Origin of the sequence: Massilia forsythiae (assembly GCF_012849555.1) — a bacterium.
Lineage (GTDB): Bacteria > Pseudomonadota > Gammaproteobacteria > Burkholderiales > Burkholderiaceae_D > Telluria > Telluria forsythiae.
Genome location: NZ_CP051685.1, coordinates 1,991,143 through 2,010,879, shown reverse-complemented (window position 1 = coordinate 2,010,879; position 19,737 = coordinate 1,991,143). Strand labels below are relative to the sequence as shown.

Below are 19,737 nucleotides of genomic sequence, written 5' to 3'. Positions count from 1 at the left end.
CCGACTCAGCTCGTCGAGGAGGTGTCCTTCACCTTGAACGGCCGTCCGCGCTTGGCCGGCAGGATGCGGCGCCTGGTCTTCTTTTCCAGTTCCGTCTTGAAGGCGTGTGAACCCAGCGCCGCGCCCTTCTGCACGGCGCCGTCGATGGCTTCCAGCTGGTCCATGGCCAGGCCCTGCTGCGCCAGCGCGTTGTAGGCCGCTTCACGCTGGAACGGCGTATTGCCCAGTTCCCAGAACTTGGCGTGGTCAGTGATCAGCGCATCGGTACGCACCCCGGCGTGGTGGGCGTGGCTCGACCATGGGTAGTCGAGCGCGGCGGCTGCCTGCTGCAAGCGCACCGGGTGCAGCTCGATGTAGCACATGCAGGCCAAAAAATACTGCATCGGGTCGATGACGGAAGTGCGGAAACGTCCGCCGAACAGGGTGCCGGAGCGGCCATGTTTCGCATTGAACCACGGCACATACAGGCGACCGACCTTTTGCATCATCAGCGCCAGTCCCGCTTCGTCGGCAGGGGTGGCGAGCAATTGCAGCTGGTCCGGCAGCAGCACGTAGGCATGGATGGCGACCCGGTAGGCCCGGGCGCTGTCCTTGAGCCAGGCGAGGAAAGCGCGGTAATCCTCGTCGTCGCGGAAGATGACCGCATTGTCGTTGCCGCGCTGGACGAGGTGGTGCGGCTGGTGCGGCAGGATCAGGCGGGACTGGCGGGCCATGACGGGGCAGGAGGGGAATCGAAACGATGATTCTAGCGCGCCGCCAATGCCCTGTCCCCGATTAATCCAAGCGACATGTTTCCATTCAGCCACATTGTCCCTGATTGCCGTCTCTCATTCGAACGGCGATGCTACGCGCAGGAATACGCCGGCACAGGGCGGATCGGGCCACAACAGGCGCCAGGGTTCACGGCGCTCGACGTGCAGGAAACGGCGGCGATGGCTCAGGCCAGCGTGAACCCGGCCGACAGGCTGTAGCCCTCGCCATACGCGCTGCGCAGCGGCAGGTCCTGCCCCAGTCCGGTGCGCGCCTTCTTGCGCAGGCGGTAGACCAGCATGTCCACGCGGCGGCTCGCATCCGGGTCGTCGCCGCCCATGCCGGCCACGATCACCTGGCGCGGCACCGGCCGGGTGTTGATCGTCAGCAGGTGCAGGAAATTGCACTCCTTTTCGGTCAGGTCGATGACCTTGCCCATCAGTTCGAGCTGGCGCGCGGACACCCGCAGCGTCCACTTGCTCGGCACCGGGGCCGGCTCCGCCGGACGCACGCGCCGGTCCAGCGCCTCGATGTGGGCGGCCAGTTCCGGGAACTTGATCGGTTTCGTCAGGTAGTGGTCGGCGCCCAGGCGCAGGCCGAGGATGCGGTTGTCGAAGGCCACGCGGCCGGTCAGCACCAGCAGCCCGATCTCGGGATACAGCTGGCGCATGCGCGGAATGACGTTGAAGCCATCCTCGTCCGGCAAGCCGAGGTCGAGCACCACCACCGCGGCCGGGGTGCGCGTCAGCGCCGCCCACATGTCGCCGGCGGTGGTGGCGATCGTCACCTCATGGCCCAGTTCCTTGAGAAAGTCGGCCATGTCGCCGGCGTACTCGCCATTGTCTTCAACAATCAGTATTTGCGTCATGGGTTTGCCATGTTTCTTTGTATATCGTTTTGGGCACGTCGAAACACCGCCGCGTGCGACGGTGTTTCAAGGTGCCCTTTCCCGGCCTTGCTGGACGTTCGAACCGTGCCGTGTGTCGTATGCATGACTGCGCTGCGCGCCGTGGGTGTTGGACGGCGCTGCGTCGCAATCGAGACTGCCGGCATGCGAGACGATTGTTCAGGTCTCTTCCTTTGGCGGGCGGCTTTCCCCATTGTCATTCCGATTATCACTGCTGGCCTCGCGCGAGGCAAGGTCTTTCGCCCCGGCATCCTGGGCCGGCAGCCACAAGCGGAACTCGGCGCCGCCGCCGGCCGCCACCACGCCCAGCGCGCCGCCGGCCGCTTCGGCCACCGAACGCGCCATGTACAGGCCCAGTCCCTTGCCCGGCAGGCCGGCCGCGTTGGCGCCGCGGTAACCCTTGCCGAAGATGTGCGGCGCCTCCGCTTCCGGCACGCCCGGCCCTTCGTCGCGCAGCGCCAGCTCGACGCCGCCGCCGGTGCGGCGGCCGCTCACGTGCAGCGCACTGCCGGCCGGCGTATAGCGCAGCGCATTTTCCAGCAGCACCTTCAAGGCCAGGCGCAGGCCGGCCGCCTCGCCGCGCAGGACCGACGGCACATCGTCGGCATCCAGTTGCACCGGGCGGCCGGCCACGCGCGCCTGCGCCGTCACCTCTTCCAGCAGCAGCCGCGGCGACACGCCGTTCGGCTGGCGCTGGCGTCCCAGCTGCGCCATCCGCTCCGGCGACAGATAGTCGTCCAGCATCGCGATCAGTCGGTCGGCAGCCACCGCGATCTTGCGGTAGCGCTGGCGTGTCGCCTCGTCGGCATTGGCGCCGGTCGCTTCCAGGCGCTGGATGGCGCCGTCGATGGTCGACAGCGGTGTGCGGAATTCGTGATTCAGCATGCTGGCGAAGCGCTTCTGCTCGAGTTCGCGCGCACGCCGCGCCGACAGGTCGCGCACGATGCCGGCCAGCGCGGCCGGCTTGCCGTCGGCGCCCGCCAGCAGGGTCGAGATCACCTCGACCGGCGCCAGGCGTCCGTCGGGGCGGCGCACCTCGAATTCGCGCAGCACGCGCAGGCGCGAACCGTCGCCGGCGGCGAAGCGCCGCAGGCGCTCGCGCAGGCCGCCGCACAATGCCGCCAAGGGGCCGTCGCCGCCTTCGGCGAGTTGCTGTTCAATATCTTTTGCATTGTACCCCAGCAGGTCGTCGATACGCGCGCTGAGGTAGACCGGCATGCCGGTAGCACAGTCGAGGATGAAGGCGAGATCGCCGGCTAGTTCGGCGATGCTGCGGAAGGCATCGGCGCTGGCCAGCGGCGCGGAAGGAGGAACGGGGGCGGGAGCGCTGCAGGTCACGAAAGCTTCCAATCGGTTTCGTCGCGGACACGACTAGCCGGGAAGTATAGTGCCGGGTCCGCTATCTTGCATAGCAGCATGGCCTGGCGCCGTTGCATGGCGCGCATATGTCTGGCAAGAAAAGCAAAAAAGCAAGCCGCTACGGCTTGCCTTTTCGGTGCCTCGGAATGCGAGGAATGCGCCCCGGGCGGGGCCGCGTCACTCCTCCAGCGGTGCGAAGATCGCCTGCAGGTCTTCCTGGGTCAGCGCCATCTTCTGCGATTCGCCTTCGGCCAGAATCGATTGCGCCAGTTCCGATTTCTTTTGCTGCAGCAGCTGGATCTTTTCTTCCAGCGTGCCCTTCGCAATCAGTTTATACACGAACACCGGCTTATCCTGCCCGATGCGCCAGGCGCGGTCGGTGGCCTGGTTCTCGGCCGCCGGGTTCCACCACGGGTCGTAGTGGATGACGGTGTCGGCCGCGGTCAGGTTCAGGCCGACGCCGCCGGCCTTCAGGCTGATCAGGAAGATCGGCACCGCGCCCTGCTGGAAGGCGGCCACCTGCGCCGAGCGGTCGCGCGTCTCGCCGGTGAGGATGGCGTATGGAATGTTGCGCGCGTCCAGCTCTTCCTCGATCAGGCCGAGCATGCTGGTGAACTGCGAGAACACCAGGATCTTGCGGCCTTCTCCGAGCAGGTCGTCGACCATCTGCATCAGGTCCATCAGCTTGGCCGACACCGCCGCCGTGTTCTTCTTGCCCGGCATCGCTTTTACCAGGCGCGGGTCGCAGCATACCTGGCGCAGTTTCAGCAACGCTTCCAGGATCACGATCTGGCTTCTCGCCACGCCCTTGCGGTCGATTTCCTCGCGCACCTTCTTGTCCATCGCCAGGCGCACGGTCTCGTACAAATCGCGCTGCGGGCCGCTGATCTCGACGCGGCGCACCATTTCCGTCTTTTGCGGCAGTTCCTTGGCAACGTTGTCCTTGGTACGGCGCAGCAGGAAAGGCTTGATGCGGCGGTTCAGCAGCGTGCGCCGCACCGGATCGTCCTGGCGTTCGATCGGATGGCGGAACTGGCTATTGAACGTCTTTTCGTCGCCCAGCAGGCCGGGCAGGAGGAAGTGGAATTGCGACCACAATTCGCCCAAGTGGTTTTCCAGCGGCGTGCCGGACAGGCACAGGCGGTGGCGCGCGTTCAGCGATCCCGCCGTCTGCGCCGCCTTCGAGCGGGTATTCTTGATGTAGTGCGATTCGTCCAGGATCACCAGGTGGTATTCGTGCTCGCGCAGCTTTTCCTCGTCGCGCGGCAGCAGCGCATAGGTGGTCAGCACGATGTCGGCGCCGTCGATCTGGTCGAACAGGTCGACCCGTTCCTTGCCCTGCAACAGCAGCACCTTCAGGCTGGGCGCAAAGCGCGCGGCTTCTTCCATCCAGTTGGCCATCAGGCTGGTCGGCGCGATCACCAGCGCCGGATTGGTCAAGCGGCCGGCTTCCTTCTCGGTGAGGATGTGGGCGATGGTCTGCACGGTTTTACCCAGGCCCATGTCGTCGGCCAGGATGCCGCCGAAATCGTATTCGCGCAGGAATTGCATCCAGGCCAGGCCATCCAGCTGGTAATCGCGCAGCGTGGCTTGCAGGCCCTGCGGCGCCTCGACCTTTTTCACCTTGCCGAACTGGCTCAGTTTGCGGCCGGTCTCGCGCAGGCGCTCGCCGCCGGTCCAGTTCAGTTCGGTGCCGCGCGCCAGTTCTTCCAGGCGCGCCGCGTCCAGTGTCGACAGGCGCACCCTGGCCTTGATCTTGTCGTTGAAATACAGCTCGCCCAGCGTCGACAGGATCGGTTTCACGCGGCCCCATGGCAGCGCCACGCGTACGCCGTCGGGCAGCGTGGCCAGCATCTGGTCACCTTCCGCATGGGCTGCCAGCACTTCCGGATTGAAGTCCAGCGGCGCGCTGCGGATCAATTGCACCAGCACCGGCAGCAGCGGCACGCGCTTGCGGTTGACCACGATGCCCAGCTCCAGCTCGAACCAGGCGTTGCCGGCCTCGGCCGGCTCGTCGATCTGGGCATACCACTCCTCGACCGGCACCACGTCGTAGCGGTACTTCGGCGACTTCTGCACGTGCCAGCCGAGGTCGGACAACGCATCCAGGTCGCTTTCGGCGAAGCGCAGCCATTGCGCCTGGCCGTCCAGCAGCAGCGCGCCGGACAATGCGCTCAAGGGCGCCGAGCCCGGCTTGCGGAAGCCGATCTTGTGCAGCGCCTCCAGGGCTTGCGCCTCTGCCGCTTCGTTGCGCTGGATGACCTCGGTCAGGTCGCCGATCTGGCGCACCACGCGCTGGGCCGGGTCGAACGAGATGCGCTGGCCGTCGTAGTCGAAGGACAGCACGGCGAAATCCTGCAGGCGCTGGCCATTGCCCTCGGCCATCGGCAGCGCGTCCAGCAGCAGGTGCGGCGCAGGCTTGACGTCGTCGCGCAGGCGCTGGGTCAGCGGTTGCGGCAGCGGCATCAATTGCTGCAGGCCATGCGCCAGCAGCAGCTGCGACACGCGTTTCTTGTCGTTGCCGGTGAGCAGAGGCGCCTGCGACACCAGCGCCTGCAGTTCGCCCAGCGAGATGTCGATGCCGCCGCGGTTCAGGTCGAGCGGACCGCAGGACAAATTGTCGATGTACCAGGGCGGATCGGTCGGCAGCATGTAGTCGACCAGGTCGGCGCCCGGGTGGTTCGCATTGCGCGCCGGTTCCACCGACCAGCCCAGCTTGGCGGTGCGGCCCTCGTCGCGCCAGGTCAGGTTGGCCTTGCGCACCGGACCGGCCTGCAGCGGGTACAGCAGGCCACTGCCCATGTCCGACCACGAGTTGGCCCACAGCAGCTTGCCCTGTTCCAGCAATTGCGCCAGCAGGATGGCGCCGACCTTGCCCTTGGGCTCGGTGGCACTGGTGCTCTGGTTGGAACCGCTGCGCATGGCGATGAAGAAACGCACCAGGTCCTCGTCGTCGCCCTCCAGGTAGGCCGGCGGCGCCGACAGCAGCGAAAAGACTTCGCCCACCGGGCTGGCCGAGGCCACGTCGCCGTTCGGACGCAGGCGCGCCTTGCACAGGCACACCGCGACGTGGCGACCGCCGCTGGTGGGCGCCATCACGTAGACGAACTTGTACTGCACCGTCTTCGGATCCGCCACCTCGACGGTCAGCTTCGGCTGCGGATGCGCCGCCGCTTCGACCCGTTGCAACCAGCTCAATACCGGTGCGGGCAAGGCGGGTGCGCGGGCGGGCGCGCGGGCCGGAGGTGCGTCACTGGTATCGTCGCGATGAAAATCAACTGTGTGCATGGGTCTCACGAATCTGGATTTTTGAAAAAACAACAACCATCATTATCTGTCAGCAGCCCGAACCGTTGTGTACGGAATCGCACTTAGCAAGTAAAACTTTACGGGCCGAAAGGATGAAAAGTTACACTCTTCCGCGGCTTTTTGCCACCACCCGTGCGCCGAAAGACCACGCTTTCGGACATTGAGCAAGCTTGTGCGCTTTATATCGTTCCCCAGGCGACCTGGCGGCGGCGATCGCCGGCCGCGGCCAAGGGCATATTGTGCTGCGCGCCCGCGTGTGCGTATCATTGTCCTTCGTTCCACGCTCATCGATTCAAGACCCGCCCCATGCTGCCCTCCATCGAACAACGCCTCGCCCAAGAACTGTCCGCCAAGCCGGTGCAAGTCGCCGCCGCCATCGCCCTGCTCGACGAAGGCGCGACCGTCCCCTTCATCGCGCGCTACCGCAAGGAAGCGACCGGCGGCCTGGACGACATCCAGCTGCGCCTGCTGGAAGAACGCCTGCGCTACCTGCGCGAACTGGAAGAACGGCGCGCCGCGGTGATCGCCGCCATCACCGAGCAGGGCAAGATGACGCCGGAACTGCTGCAATCGATCGCGCTGGCCGAGGACAAGACCCGGCTGGAAGATTTGTACCTGCCGTATAAACAGAAACGCCGCACCAAGGCGCAGATCGCGATCGAGGCCGGCTTGTCGCCGCTGGCGGACGCGCTGCTGAACGATCCTTCCCTAAGCCCGGACGGCGAAGCAGTGAAATTCCTGCGCGATGCTTTCGCCAACGCCGACGGCGCCGGCAACCCCGGCGTGCCGGACGCCAAGGCGGCGCTGGACGGCGCGCGCCAGATCCTGATGGAGCGTTTTGCCGAGGATGCGCAATTGCTGCAATCGCTGCGCGAATACGTGCAGGACCACGGCGTGGTCGCCTCCAAAGTGGTCGAGGGCAAGCAGGATGAGGGCGAAAAATTCGCCGACTATTTCGATTATTCGGAACCGCTGGCGAACGTGCCCTCGTACCGCGCGCTGGCGCTGCTGCGCGGCCGCCGCGAAGGCATCCTCGACGTGACGCTGCGCCTGGACAGCGAAGAGGAAAAGCCGAAGTGGGATGCGCCGCCCAACCCGTGCGAGAGCCGCATCGCGGCGCGCTTCGGCATCAAGGCTGCGGGCCGTCCGGCGGATAAGTGGCTGCAGGACACCGCGCGCTGGACCTGGCGTGTAAAAAGCTTCATGTACATCGAGACGGAACTGATGGGCCTGCTGCGCGACAAGGCGGAGAGCGATGCCATCCAGGTGTTCGCGCGCAACCTGAAAGCGCTGCTGCTGGCGGCGCCGGCCGGTCCGCGCGCCACCATGGGCCTCGATCCGGGCTTGCGTACCGGCGTCAAGGTGGCGGTGGTGGACGCCACCGGCAAAGTGGTCGATACCGCCACCGTCTACCCGCACGCGCCGCGCAACGATTGGGACGGCGCCCTGCATACCCTGGGCAAGCTGGCGGCCAGGCACGGCGTGTCGCTGGTCTCGATCGGCAACGGCACCGCCTCGCGCGAGACGGACAAGTTGGCGCAGGATCTGATCAAGCGGCAGCCGGAACTGAAACTCACCAAGATCGTGGTGTCGGAAGCCGGCGCCTCGGTGTATTCGGCCTCGGAATTCGCTTCGCGCGAACTGCCGGAGCTGGATGTGTCGTTGCGCGGCGCGGTGTCGATCGCGCGCCGGCTGCAGGACCCGCTGGCGGAACTGGTGAAGATCGACCCGAAATCGATCGGCGTCGGCCAGTACCAGCACGACGTGTCGCAGTCGCAGCTGGCGCGCCAGCTGGACGCGGTGGTCGAGGATTGCGTGAACGCGGTCGGCGTCGACGTCAACACGGCGTCGGCGCCGCTGCTGGCGCGCGTGTCCGGCCTGTCCGCCGGCGTGGCGCAGAGCATCGTCAGCTACCGCGATATAAAAGGCGCGTTCGCCTCGCGCGCGGCCTTGAAGAAAGTGCCGCGCCTGGGCGACAAGACCTTCGAGCAGGCTGCCGGTTTCCTGCGCGTGATGAATGGAGAAAATCCGCTGGACGCCTCGGCGGTGCACCCGGAATGCTACCCGGTGGTGCAAAAGATCCTGGCCGACGTCAAGCGCGACATGAAGGCGGTGATCGGCGATGCCGCGTTGGTGAAATCGCTGAACCCGGCTAAATACGCCGACGACAAGTTCGGCGTGCCGACGGTGTCCGACATTTTGAAGGAGCTGGAAAAGCCGGGGCGCGATCCGCGGCCGGAATTCACCACCGCCACCTTCAAGGAAGGTGTGGAAGAAATTTCCGACCTGCGCCCGGAGATGATCCTGGAAGGCGTGGTGACCAACGTGGCGGCGTTCGGCGCGTTCGTCGACATCGGCGTGCACCAGGATGGGCTGGTGCACATCTCGGCGCTGTCGACCAGCTTCGTCAAGGACCCGCACACGGTGGTCAAGGCCGGCCAGGTTGTGAAAGTGAAAGTGCTGGAAGTCGATCCGAAGCGCAAGCGCATCGCCTTGACCATGCGCCTGTCCGACAGCGCGCCGCAGCCGGGCGCACAGCCGCAGCAGCGCGGCGACCGCGGCGATGCCAAGCGCCTGAACGAGCACCAACGTGGACGCGACCCGCAGCGGCGTGGCGACGAGCGCGCGCCGGCGCAGGCCGGCGGGGCGATGGCGGCGGCGTTCGCCAAGCTGAAGAAGTAAGCGATCCCGGGCGCGACCGTGTTCGCCATCGGACCGCTCGATCCGGACCATGCCGACGCCCATGTACTGCTGGCCGAACTGGGCCGGGCGCTGGCGCACATCACCGGCAGCGACGGCGCGGCCTCGTTCGACGCCGCCGACGTGCGCGGCGAACGCGCCTGCTTCCTGGTGGCGCGCGGGTTCGATGGCAACCTGGCCGGCTGCGGCGCGCTGCGGCCGCTGGACAGCGCTACCGCCGAACTCAAGCGGATGTATGCGCGGCCCGGCAGTGGCGCCGGTACCCACCTGCTGGCGGCGCTGGAAGCGCAGGCCGTGGGGTTCGGCTATACGCAGGTGTGGCTGGAAACGCGGCGCGTGAACCGGCGGGCAGTCGCATTCTATGAACGGCACGGTTACCGGCCTATCGCCAGCTACGGCAAATACATGGACCGGCCCGAAGCCGTTTGCCTGGGTAAAGAGGTAGGGTGAACAGCCGTGTACCCGGCGCCGGGTTTTCTTATAAAATGCCGCATCAACGATCATTTACCCGAGGCGACCACCATGAGCGACGTACAAACCTGGATCAAAGACACCGTGACCAACACCCCTGTGGTGCTGTTCATGAAGGGCACCGCCCAGTTCCCGCAGTGCGGCTTTTCCGGCCGCGCGATCCAGATCCTGAAATCCTGCGGCGTCGACAACATCGCCACCGTGAACGTACTGGAAGACGCGGAAGTCCGTCAGGGCATCAAGGATTTCTCGAACTGGCCGACCGTACCACAGCTGTACGTGAACGGCGAATTCGTCGGCGGCTCCGACATCATGACCGAAATGTACGAGTCCGGCGAACTGCAGGCCCTGCTGAAGAAAAATGACTGATCCGCAGCCGCACGCCGGCCAGGTTGGCCGGCCGCGCCGCATCGTGGTCGCCATCACCGGCGCGACCGGCGCGGTCTACGGCGTGCGGCTGCTACAGCGTCTCGGCGCCTGTCCCGGCATCGAGACGCACCTGGTGATGTCGGATGCGGCAACGCTGACGCTGCACCAGGAAACCGGGATGCAGCGTCGAGAAGTGGAAGCCCTGGCGCACGCGGTGCACCGCAACCGCGAGATCGGCGCCTCGATCGCCAGCGGCTCGTTCCAGAGCGCCGGCATGGTGATCGCGCCGTGTTCGATGAAGACCCTGGCTGCCGTGGCGCACGGGCTGTCGGACAACCTGATCGCGCGCGCCGCCGACGTCGTCCTGAAGGAACGGCGGCGCCTGGTGCTGATGGTGCGCGAAACCCCGTTCAATTTGGCGCACCTGCGCAACATGACCGCCGTCACCGAGATGGGCGGCATCGTCTTCCCGCCCCTGCCGAGTTTCTACAACCGCCCGTCCAGCATCGACGAGATGGTCGACCACACGGTTGCGCGCGTGCTGGACCTGTTCGACATCGACAACAGCCTGGCGCCGCGCTGGGCCGGCATGCGCGACCCTGGCTGATTCACGCGAAATTCACGTCCAGCGTTCGCCGCAGCGCTCCCGTTCGGCCTGGCGCGCTTCCCTGGCATCTTCGATCTTGCGGCGCTGCTCGTTACGTTTGCGCATGATTTCCGCATGCTGTTCCGCCGTCATCGGCGGCGCGGTCATGAGGTCTTTCAGTTGCGCGGTGTTGCTGTAGTTATTGATCATGTGGGGGCGGCATCCTTGTTGTCCGGTCACGCTGAAGGAACCCGATAGCGTGATCGATTATGCGCGAGACTCGGCCATTTGTGCCGTTCGATTGAATAAAAATTGCAATCCGGCAGGAGAATGAAAACGGCTGATGCGCAAATCCGACGGAGCGCAATGATCGCCCGGGAATGCTGGTGGACGGCATTCCCGGTGAAAAAGGAGCAAAAGCGAGGAAGATTATTTTTGCTGGTGGTGGATGCGCACCAGCATGCGGATGAACTCGCGCGCCAGTTGCTTGTGGTGCTCGTCCAGGCGCTGCAGGTCCGCGATCAGCTTGACGTCGGCGGATTCGAAACGGGTGGCGCCGTCGGCGCCCTCGCCGTTGGCGGCGGCGGCGTCCGCGCCGCCGAAGCGCAGCCAGTCGGCCGGCACGCCCAGCCACTGGGCGATCATGCGCAGCTTTTCCTGGGTCGGGATGGCTTCGCCGACCAGCCACTTGCGCGCCGCATGGACCGTGATGGGACGGCCTTCGAAGCGGATGTTGAATTCACGGGCCAGGCGCGTCGGGCTGTCCGGAGAATAATGGGCATTTTTCAGGGCTTGCTGCAGACGCTCGCTGAAGCTTTCCCGTTCGTTGGTCGAATTCATGGCTGGTACTAAAGGTTCATGCAACGCCGTCATTGGTTGCTCCATTGATCAGACCGTCTGTGACGACAGGACAGGCTGCAAGTAACAAATGTGTGAGTATTGATCAATTCTCACAATGCTGTCCAGCAATTCCCGAACTTTTTGGTCCGCACTTCATCAAATGTGAAAAATATCCTACAGGAAAAAGAAAACGTTTGCTTACGGCATTAAAAGAGCGATTGCAATCAATCTGTAAAGAAATGAAATGCACGGCGTTCTCACGCTGCATGATGCCGGTGCGCGTCGGATGATACTACAAGGAAACACTAAATTACATTACATCAACTCAAAGCGGATGATCCCATCGCTGCCGGTTACACGGCGCAAGCGACCGTCGTACCAGAGTGCATGCAGGTGGGCGAGCGCTTCGCCGAGGGCGAAGCCGAGTTGATGGGCGTCGAGCGCGCGCCGGAACATGAGCGGCACGATCTCGGCCGCACTGCACGGCGTTGCGCAAGCGCTACGCACTTCCTCGAGGCGCGCAGCATGGTGGTCGCGCAATTGCCCGATGCGTATATGCAAACCGCGGAAAGGCTTGCCGTGCGACGGCAGCACCAGCACGTCGTCGGGCAGGCCGGCGAACTTGTCGAGCGATTCGAGGTAGAGCCGCAGCGGATCGCCCTCGGGCTCCACCGCGAACACCGAGACGTTGGTCGAAATGCGCGGCAACACCATGTCGCCCGACACCAGTACGTTGCGGCGTGCGCTGTACAAGGCCACGTGCTCGGGCGAGTGGCCGAAACCGGTGATCACGCGCCATGTATCGCCGCCGATCGCGACCTGATGGCCATCCTGCAGGCGGGTATAGGCCGGCGGCACGGCCGGCACCAGCGACGGATAGTAATTCTTGCGACTGCGCATCTGCTCGAGCATGCCTTCGTCGGCCAGGCCGTGCCGGCGGAAGTGCGGGATCGCGGACGGGCCGTCCACGCCCGGCAGCGCCGCCGCCATCATGCGCGCGAAGGCGAATTCGGCGGCGCTGGTCCAGAACGGCGCCTCGAAACGCTCGCACAGCCAGCCGGACAGGCCGACGTGGTCCGGGTGGCAGTGGGTGGCGAACACGCGCAGCAACGGCCCTTGTCCCATGTCATCCGCGAACAATTGCTCCCACGCAGCGCGGGTGGCGTCGGTGGCGGCGCCGCAATCGATCAGCGACCAGCCGCGCCGGCCATCGATCTCGTCGTCCAGCAGCCACAGGTTGACGTGGTCGAGGGCGAACGGCAGCGGCATGCGCAGCCAGGACAGGCCGGGCGCCACCTGCATCCTCGTGCCGGGCGCGGGAATCGCGTCGCCGAAGGGATAGGACAATTGGGACTCGAGAGGATTCATGGCGGTCTTTCGTGTTGGCGCGGAGACGGCGCGCTACAATGCATCCGGCATCGGTATTAACGTATGCGTCAACGCTGGCAGGCTGCGATTCTAAGCGATTCCGGATGCCGCCACCCTTCGATCCTGCAGGACAACATGGCCACTACCTACACCATCGCCGAGCTGGCGCGTGAATTCGACATCACGGCCCGCGCCATCCGCTTCTACGAAGACCAGGGACTGCTGAGTCCAAAGCGCGAAGGCCAGGGCGGACGCAACCGCGTGTACACGCCGCGCGACCGTACGCGCCTGAAACTGACGCTGCGCGGCAAGCGCCTGGGCCTGACCCTTTCCGAAATCAAGAGCATCATCGACATGTACGAGACGCCGAAGGACACGGCGGCCCAGATCAACCGTTTCCTGGGCGTGCTGGCGCACCAGCGCGACACCCTGGAACAGCAGCGCGCCGACATCGAGATGTCGCTGGCCGAGATCGCCGTGCACGAGGAAGAATGCCGCCGTTTGCTGGGCACGGCCGGGATGGAACCGGCGCCGGCGGACGCCGAGGAACGCGACGCGGCCTGACGGGCAGCGGCAGCATGGCCGCCGCTGCAGCACGCAGCACGATATCTACTTGACGTTTACGTTAACGTCACTCCGCGCTATCATGCAGCCTGGCCGTGTAGAGCCCAACACCACAACGCGAGGACGACATGCTGCATCTCCCAGGCTTGACCTTTGACCACGGCGAGGACATCGCCGCGCTGCGCGAGGCGGTGCAGCAATTTGCCGCCAGCGAAATCGCCCCGCGCGCCGCCGAGATCGACCGCAGCGACCAGTTCCCGATGGACCTGTGGAAAAAAATGGGCGAACTCGGCCTGCTCGGCATCACCGTCGGCGAGGAATACGGCGGCGCCGGCATGGGCTACCTGGCGCACATCGTCGCCATGGAAGAAATCTCGCGCGCCTCGGCCTCGGTGGGACTGTCGTACGGCGCCCACTCGAACCTGTGCATCAACCAGATCAAGCGCAACGGCAGCGAAGAACAAAAACAGACATACCTGCCGAAGCTGATCTCGGGCGAACATGTCGGTGCGCTGGCGATGTCGGAACCGAACGCCGGCTCCGACGTGGTCAGCATGAAGCTGCGCGCCGAGCTGAAAGGCGACCGCTACGTCCTGAACGGCACCAAGATGTGGATCACCAACGGCCCCGACGCCGATACCCTGGTGGTGTACGCCAAGACCGACATCGAAGCCGGCGCGCGCGGCATGACCGCCTTCCTGATCGAAAAGGGTTTCAAGGGTTTTTCGATCGCGCAAAAGCTCGACAAGCTGGGCATGCGCGGTTCGCACACCGGCGAGCTGGTGTTCCAGGATTGCGACGTGCCGGTCGAGAACGTGCTGGGCGGGGTGGGTAAAGGCGTCAACGTGCTGATGTCGGGCCTGGACTTCGAGCGCACCGTGCTGTCCGGCGGCCCGCTCGGCATCATGGCTGCCTGCATGGACGTGGTCGTGCCCTACATCCACGAAAGAAAACAGTTCGGCCAGGCGATCGGCGAGTTCCAGCTAATGCAGGGCAAGATCGCCGACATGTACTCGACCATGATGGCCTGCCGCGCCTATGTGTACGCGGTCGGCCAGGCTTGCGACCGCGCCGCCAACCCGGCCGCCGTGCGCGCACTGCGCAAGGACGCCGCCGGCGCCATCCTGTACAGCGCCGAAAAGGCGACCTGGATGGCGGGAGAAGCGATCCAGGCGCTGGGCGGCAACGGCTACATCAACGACTACCCGGTCGGCCGCCTGTGGCGCGACGCCAAGCTGTACGAGATCGGCGCCGGTACCAGCGAAATCCGCCGCATGCTGATCGGCCGCGAGCTGTTCGGCGAGACCGCGTAAGGACAAGTGGGGAAGCGAGGGGAGACGCGGGCGCTAGCCCAGAGCCGAAAAGGCCGCACAAGCGCTGACACAGCCATTACCAGCCCGACCTTGTAACGTCGTTCCCGCGAAGGCGGGAACCCATACCGATTATCCGGCGCCGTCATCCGTACCGGCACCGATCGTCGACCTGGGTTCCTCCTTCGCGGGAAGTTGTTTCACGCACCAGCATCCAACCGGAGACACACACCATGAATGATCCAGTCGTCATCGTCGGCGCAGCGCGCACCCCGATGGGCGCCTTCCAGGGCGATTTCAGTTCCCAATCCGCCAGCGACCTGGGCGCGGTGGCGATCCGGGCCGCCGTCGAGCGCGCCGGCGTCGACCCGGCCAGGGTCGAGCACGTCTACTTCGGCAATTGCCTGATGGCCGGCCAGGGCCAGGCCCCGGCGCGCCAGGCGCTGATCAAGGCCGGCCTGCCGATCTCCACCGGCGCGGTGACGCTGTCGAAGATGTGCGGCTCGGCGATGCAGGCGGCGATCTTCGCGCACGACGCATTAAAAGCCGGCAGCGCCGACATCGTGGTGGCCGGCGGCATGGAATCGATGACCAACGCACCCTACCTGATCCCGAAGGCGCGCGGCGGCTACCGCATCGGCCATGCGCCGATGTTCGACCACATGATGCTGGACGGCCTGGAAGACGCCTACTCGCGCAACGAAAAGACCGGTGAGGGCCGCTCGATGGGCACCTTCGCCGAGGAATGCGTCGCCAGCTACGCCTTTACGCGCGAGCAGCTGGACGCGTTCGCGATCGCCTCGGTCAAGCGGGCCCAGGCCGCCGCCGAATCCGGCGCCTTCGACTGGGAGATCGCCCCGGTGAGCGTGGCGAGCCGCTCGGGCGAGACGCTCATCGAGAAGGACGAAGGCCCGCTCAAGGCCAGGCTCGACAAGATCCCGACGCTGCGTCCCGCCTTCAAGAAGGATGGCGCGATCACCGCCGCCTCGTCGTCCTCGATCAACGACGGCGCCGCCGCGCTGGTCATGATGCGCGAATCGACCGCCAGGGAACTGGGTTTGACGCCGATCGCGCGCGTGGTGGCGCACACCACCCACGCCCAGGAACCGGACCGGTTCAGCACCGCGCCGATCGGCTCGCTGAACAAACTGTTCCAGAAGACCGGCTGGACGCCGGCCGACGTCGACCTGTTCGAGATCAACGAAGCCTTTGCCGCGGTGCCGATGGCGGCCATGCACGAACTCGACATCCCGCACGACAAGGTCAACGTCCACGGCGGCGCCTGCGCGCTGGGCCACCCGATCGGCGCTTCCGGCGCGCGCATCCTGGTGACCCTGATGGGCGCCTTGAAACAGACCGGCGGCAAGCGCGGCGTGGCCTCGCTGTGCATCGGCGGCGGCGAAGCCACGGCGATGGCGATCGAGATGGTATAAACGTCGTTCGACGCGTAGGGTGGACGGCTCGACCCGACGATGCGCATGCCGGCAACCCGGATGCCGTCCACGCGTTCAACGGATGCATGATGATTCGTGACATCGATCGAACAAGGAGAACTGCATGCCCACCGCACTCATCATCGGCGCTTCGCGCGGCATCGGCCACGAACTGGCGCGCCAATACCGCGCCGACGGCTGGCGCGTGATCGCCACCGCGCGCCAGGCCGGCGATTGCGACGCGCTGCGCCGCCTGGGCGCGGAAGCGCACCAGGCCGACGTGACCAATGCCGAATCGATCGGCGGCCTCGGCTGGCGGCTGGACGACGAAAAGATCGATGCCGCCTGGCTGGTGGCCGGCGTCTACGGCCCGCGCCACGACGGCTTTCCCACCGCACAGGAATTCGACGGGGTGATGCACACCAACGTGCTGGCGGCGATGCGCCTGCTGCCCATCGTCGCGCCGCTGGTGTTGCCGACGCGCGGCAAGGTGGCGGTGATTTCCTCGCGCATGGGTTCGATCGGCGAGCGCGACTCGCCGTCCGGCTCGCTGTACCGCGCCAGCAAGGCGGCGCTCAATTCCGTGCTGGCCGACGCCGCCCTCGCCTGGGGACCGCAGGGCGCCACCTGCCTCGCCTTCCACCCCGGCTGGGTGCAGACCGACATGGGCGGCGCCGGCGCGGCGCTGACGGTACAAGACAGCGTGCGCGCGCTGCGCGCCACGCTGGCTGCCGCCACGCCGGCGCAGAACGGCAGCTTCCTGAACTACGACGGCACGCCGATCGCCTGGTAGGCCGCCCCTACAACCAAAACGACCGAGACATGGTACTGAGTGAAGAACACCAGATGATCCGCGACGCCCTGCGCAGCTTTGCGCAGGAACGCCTGGCCCCCAATGCCGCGCGCTGGGACCGCGACCACCACTTTCCGAAGGAAGAGCTGCAGGAACTGGCGCAACTGGGCGCCTTCGGCGTGGCGGTGCCGGAACAGTACGGCGGGGCCGGCCTCGACTACGTGGCGCTGGCGCTGGTGCTGGAAGAGATCGCGGCCGGCGACGGCGGCGTCTCGACCGTCATCTCGGTCAACAACTGCCCGGTCTGCTCGATCGCCATGGCCTACGCCAGCGAAGCGCAAAAGCAGCGCTGGCTGCGCCCGCTGGCCCAGGGACAGCTGCTGGGTGCCTTTGCCCTCACCGAGCCGCACACCGGCAGCGACGCCGCCGCGCTGCGCACCACCGCCGTGCGCGACGGCGATGACTACGTCATCAACGGCAGCAAGCAGTTCATCACCAGCGGCAAGAACGGCGACGTGGCGATCGTCCTGGCGGTCACCGACAAGGCGGCCGGCAAGAAGGGCATCAGCGCGTTTTGGGTGCCGGTCGATACGCCCGGCTACATCGTGGCCGGGATCGAGCACAAGATGGGCCAGCACTCGTCCGACACGGCGCAGATCGTGTTCGAGGATTGCCGCGTCCCGGCGGACAACCTGATCGGGCAGGAGGGGCAAGGCTACAAGATCGCCCTGTCCGGCCTGGAGGGCGGGCGCATCGGCATCGCCGCGCAAGCGGTGGGCATGGCGCGCGCGGCCTGCGAGGCGGCGCTGGCGTATGCAAAGGAACGCACCAGCTTCGGCCAGCCGATCTTCGACCACCAGGCGGTGCAGTTCCGCCTGGCCGAGATGGCGATGCAGATCGAGGCCGCGCGCCAGTTGATCCTGCACGCGGCGGCGATGAAGGATGCCGGCCTGCCCTGCCTGAAGGAAGCGGCGATGGCCAAGCTGTTCGCCTCCGAGATGGCCGAGCGCGTGGTCTCCAGCGCGATGCAGGTGTTCGGCGGCTACGGCTACGTGGCCGATTTCCCGGTCGAGCGCATCTACCGCGACGTGCGCGTGTGCCAGATCTACGAAGGCACCAGCGACATCCAGAAGATCCTGATCGCGCGGGCGCTGTGAACGTGGACGCGCGCGCGCTGCCGGATACAAGAGCGGGTGCGGCCGACGCGCCCTCGGACACCGCTGGCGCCGGCCGCCATGACGCGGCGGGCGCGCCGCTGCGCATCCGCGCCGCCGGCGGCGCCGACCTGGCGCCCTTCTTCGCCTACCTGGAAGACCACCTGCGCGACAACGGCACCGGCGGCACGCCGCTGTTCCAGCCATTGCCGCCGGGCCAGTCCAGCCTGCCGGGCGGCGTGCGCCTGTCCTTCATCAAGGGCCTGGACATCGCGGTCGGCCAGCCGGGCTGGCGCCGCCTGTGGCTGGCGCTGGGACCGACCGGTTCCATCGCCGGCCACATCGACCTGCGCAGCCGTCCGGAAATGGCGGCGGCGCACCGCGCCATGCTGGGCATGGGCGTGCACCGCCTGTACCGGCGCCGCGGCCTGGGCACGCGCCTGCTCGCCACCGCCGCCGACTGGGCAGGCCGGGATGCCGGCCTGGCCTGGATCGACCTCGAGGTGCTGGCGCACAACCGGCCGGCGGTCGAACTGTATGCGCGCAACGGTTTTACCACGCTGGCATGCATCGCCGACATGCTGCGCATCGACGGCGCCAGCTACGACCTGAGCTACATGACGCGCGCACTGCGCTGAGACGCCGCAAACGCAGCACTGCCGCAACAGCCATTAAAATTTCATCAACCCGAAAAACCTTCATGCTAGAGTGATCGCAGCCGTTCGGAACCCATCGCCACCAACCGAATCCTGTATGAAGATCACACTCTTTCTCGGACTGACACTGTGCGCCGGCGCCGCGCTGGCGCAAGACCCGGCCGCCGCGGGAACGCCCACCTACGGCGCCGCCGACTGCAAGGTCGGCAAGCTGCTGCCGCCACCGGCGGGCGGCGCCGTGCAATGGCGCGGCAACTGCAAGGACGGCTTCGCCGACGGCCCCGGCGTGCTCGAATGGACGACGAAGGACGGCACCGCGCTGCGCCTGGAAGCCGCCTTCGCGCGCGGCGCGGTCGTCGGCGAAGGCAAGCTGCGTGCCGGGGGACGCTTCGACTATATCGGCACCCTGGTGAACGGCATGCCCGACGGCGAAGGCTATCTGAAATTCGCCGATGGCCACCGCTACGAAGGCGGGATCCGGCACATGCAGCGCGAGGGCCAGGGCACCCTGATCTATCCGAATGGCGACGTCTACCAGGGCGGCTTCCACGACAACAAGCTCAGTGGTACCGGACGCCTGACCTTCGCCCTGGGTGGCAAGATCGAAGGCGAATTCAAGGACGGCAAGCCGGATGCCAAGGCGAAGATCACCTATGCGGGCAGTGGCCGTGAAGCCGAGTTCGGCAACCTGCGGCACGAACGCGCACAGGAAGAGGATGGCAAGCCGCTCGCCTTCCAGATCCGCGAGGACGAACCGCATCTCGGCACCCTGCTACGCAAGGCCACCATCAAGTCATCGGTGCCGCTGACCAGCAACTGGAAGGCGCTGAGCGAGGCGCAAAAGGATGTCGTGCGCTCTCATTACCCCGCCCTGGAAGAAGGCGACGAACCGCCTTTTCCGGTGCGTGGCGAAGGCGAGCTGCTGAAGGTGCTGCATGCAGTCGGCAACCGTTACAACGCCACCGGCATGCTGCGCCTGAACGTGCTGGTCGGCGCCGACGGCAAGGCGAAACAGGTGGCGCGCGTCGGCGACTTCGACCAGGATGTGGTGCGCTATGCGGCCAGCGCCGCCATGGTGCAGGAATACAAGCCGGCGCTATGCCATGGCGCGCCGTGCGAGATGATGTACGCGTTGCGGGTCAACCTGGTCAGGCAAATGCCATAAGCG

The 19,737-nt window shown here is 66.1% G+C and carries 18 protein-coding genes; 11 read left to right on the top strand and 7 right to left on the bottom strand.

What is annotated here, in order from left to right; translation table 11 throughout:
- Positions 1-5: 5 nt before the first annotated feature.
- From HH212_RS08730 to HH212_RS08715, 4 genes are all read right to left on the bottom strand, one after another.
- Entirely contained in the window at positions 6-713 is a 708-nt protein-coding gene (locus HH212_RS08730) for a transposase (RefSeq protein WP_170202136.1), read from the bottom strand.
- Between the two features lie 224 nt (positions 714-937).
- A complete protein-coding gene (locus tag HH212_RS08725; protein ID WP_170202135.1) occupies positions 938-1,618 on the bottom strand; it encodes a response regulator transcription factor in 681 nt (226 codons plus the stop codon).
- 198 nt (positions 1,619-1,816) lie between these two features.
- Positions 1,817-3,007, bottom strand: coding sequence for a PAS domain-containing sensor histidine kinase (locus HH212_RS08720; RefSeq protein ID WP_229217638.1), 1,191 nt, complete (start codon positions 3,005-3,007; stop codon positions 1,817-1,819).
- A gap of 186 nt (positions 3,008-3,193) precedes the next feature.
- Entirely contained in the window at positions 3,194-6,304 is a 3,111-nt protein-coding gene (locus HH212_RS08715) for a DEAD/DEAH box helicase (RefSeq protein ID WP_170202134.1), read from the bottom strand.
- Between the two features lie 327 nt (positions 6,305-6,631).
- Here HH212_RS08715 and HH212_RS08710 point away from each other — a divergent pair, with 327 nt between their 5' ends.
- From HH212_RS08710 to HH212_RS08695, 4 genes are all read left to right on the top strand, one after another.
- Positions 6,632-9,007, top strand: a complete 2,376-nt coding sequence (locus tag HH212_RS08710) for a Tex family protein (protein ID WP_170202133.1) — start codon at positions 6,632-6,634, stop codon at positions 9,005-9,007.
- An 18-nt stretch (positions 9,008-9,025) separates the two neighbouring features.
- A complete protein-coding gene (locus HH212_RS08705) occupies positions 9,026-9,475 on the top strand; it encodes a GNAT family N-acetyltransferase (protein WP_170202132.1) in 450 nt (149 codons plus the stop codon).
- A 72-nt stretch (positions 9,476-9,547) separates the two neighbouring features.
- Positions 9,548-9,865 (top strand): Grx4 family monothiol glutaredoxin, encoded by a 318-nt coding sequence (grxD, locus tag HH212_RS08700; protein WP_170202131.1) that lies wholly within the window; start codon positions 9,548-9,550, stop codon positions 9,863-9,865.
- The gene (locus HH212_RS08695; protein ID WP_170202130.1) at positions 9,858-10,472 is read left to right on the top strand and encodes a UbiX family flavin prenyltransferase; all 615 of its coding nucleotides are present in this window, start codon (positions 9,858-9,860) and stop codon (positions 10,470-10,472) included. The genes grxD and HH212_RS08695 overlap by 8 nt, the downstream gene beginning before the upstream one ends.
- 12 nt (positions 10,473-10,484) lie before the next feature.
- Here the strand turns inward: HH212_RS08695 and HH212_RS08690 are convergent, their stop codons facing one another.
- The 3 genes from HH212_RS08690 to HH212_RS08680 form a co-directional block, all read right to left on the bottom strand.
- Complete coding sequence (locus HH212_RS08690; RefSeq protein ID WP_170202129.1) at positions 10,485-10,661, bottom strand: hypothetical protein; 177 nt, start codon at positions 10,659-10,661, stop codon at positions 10,485-10,487.
- Positions 10,662-10,880: 219 nt separating this feature from the next.
- Positions 10,881-11,291, bottom strand: coding sequence for a hypothetical protein (locus HH212_RS08685; protein WP_170202128.1), 411 nt, complete (start codon positions 11,289-11,291; stop codon positions 10,881-10,883).
- A 315-nt stretch (positions 11,292-11,606) separates the two neighbouring features.
- A complete protein-coding gene (locus HH212_RS08680; protein ID WP_170202127.1) occupies positions 11,607-12,659 on the bottom strand; it encodes an MBL fold metallo-hydrolase in 1,053 nt (350 codons plus the stop codon).
- Positions 12,660-12,794: 135 nt separating this feature from the next.
- Between HH212_RS08680 and HH212_RS08675 the strand changes: the two genes are divergently transcribed.
- The 7 genes from HH212_RS08675 (at position 12,795) to HH212_RS08645 (ending at position 19,734) form a co-directional block, all read left to right on the top strand.
- On the top strand, positions 12,795-13,223 hold the full coding sequence (locus HH212_RS08675) for a MerR family transcriptional regulator (RefSeq protein ID WP_170202126.1): 429 nt from the start codon (positions 12,795-12,797) through the stop codon (positions 13,221-13,223).
- A 128-nt stretch (positions 13,224-13,351) separates the two neighbouring features.
- Complete coding sequence (locus tag HH212_RS08670; protein ID WP_170202125.1) at positions 13,352-14,536, top strand: isovaleryl-CoA dehydrogenase; 1,185 nt, start codon at positions 13,352-13,354, stop codon at positions 14,534-14,536.
- A gap of 230 nt (positions 14,537-14,766) precedes the next feature.
- Positions 14,767-15,966, top strand: coding sequence for an acetyl-CoA C-acyltransferase (locus HH212_RS08665; protein ID WP_170202124.1), 1,200 nt, complete (start codon positions 14,767-14,769; stop codon positions 15,964-15,966).
- Between the two features lie 124 nt (positions 15,967-16,090).
- A complete protein-coding gene (locus HH212_RS08660; RefSeq protein ID WP_170202123.1) occupies positions 16,091-16,759 on the top strand; it encodes an SDR family oxidoreductase in 669 nt (222 codons plus the stop codon).
- A 29-nt stretch (positions 16,760-16,788) separates the two neighbouring features.
- On the top strand, positions 16,789-17,916 hold the full coding sequence (locus tag HH212_RS08655; RefSeq protein WP_170202122.1) for an acyl-CoA dehydrogenase family protein: 1,128 nt from the start codon (positions 16,789-16,791) through the stop codon (positions 17,914-17,916).
- Positions 17,913-18,551 carry a GNAT family N-acetyltransferase gene (locus tag HH212_RS08650; RefSeq protein WP_229217637.1) on the top strand — a complete coding sequence of 213 codons (639 nt, stop codon included), beginning with the start codon at positions 17,913-17,915 and terminating at the stop codon, positions 18,549-18,551. Before HH212_RS08655 ends, HH212_RS08650 begins: the two co-directional genes overlap by 4 nt.
- A gap of 115 nt (positions 18,552-18,666) precedes the next feature.
- Positions 18,667-19,734, top strand: a complete 1,068-nt coding sequence (locus HH212_RS08645) for an MORN repeat-containing protein (protein ID WP_170202121.1) — start codon at positions 18,667-18,669, stop codon at positions 19,732-19,734.
- The last annotated feature ends 3 nt before the right edge of the window (positions 19,735-19,737 follow it).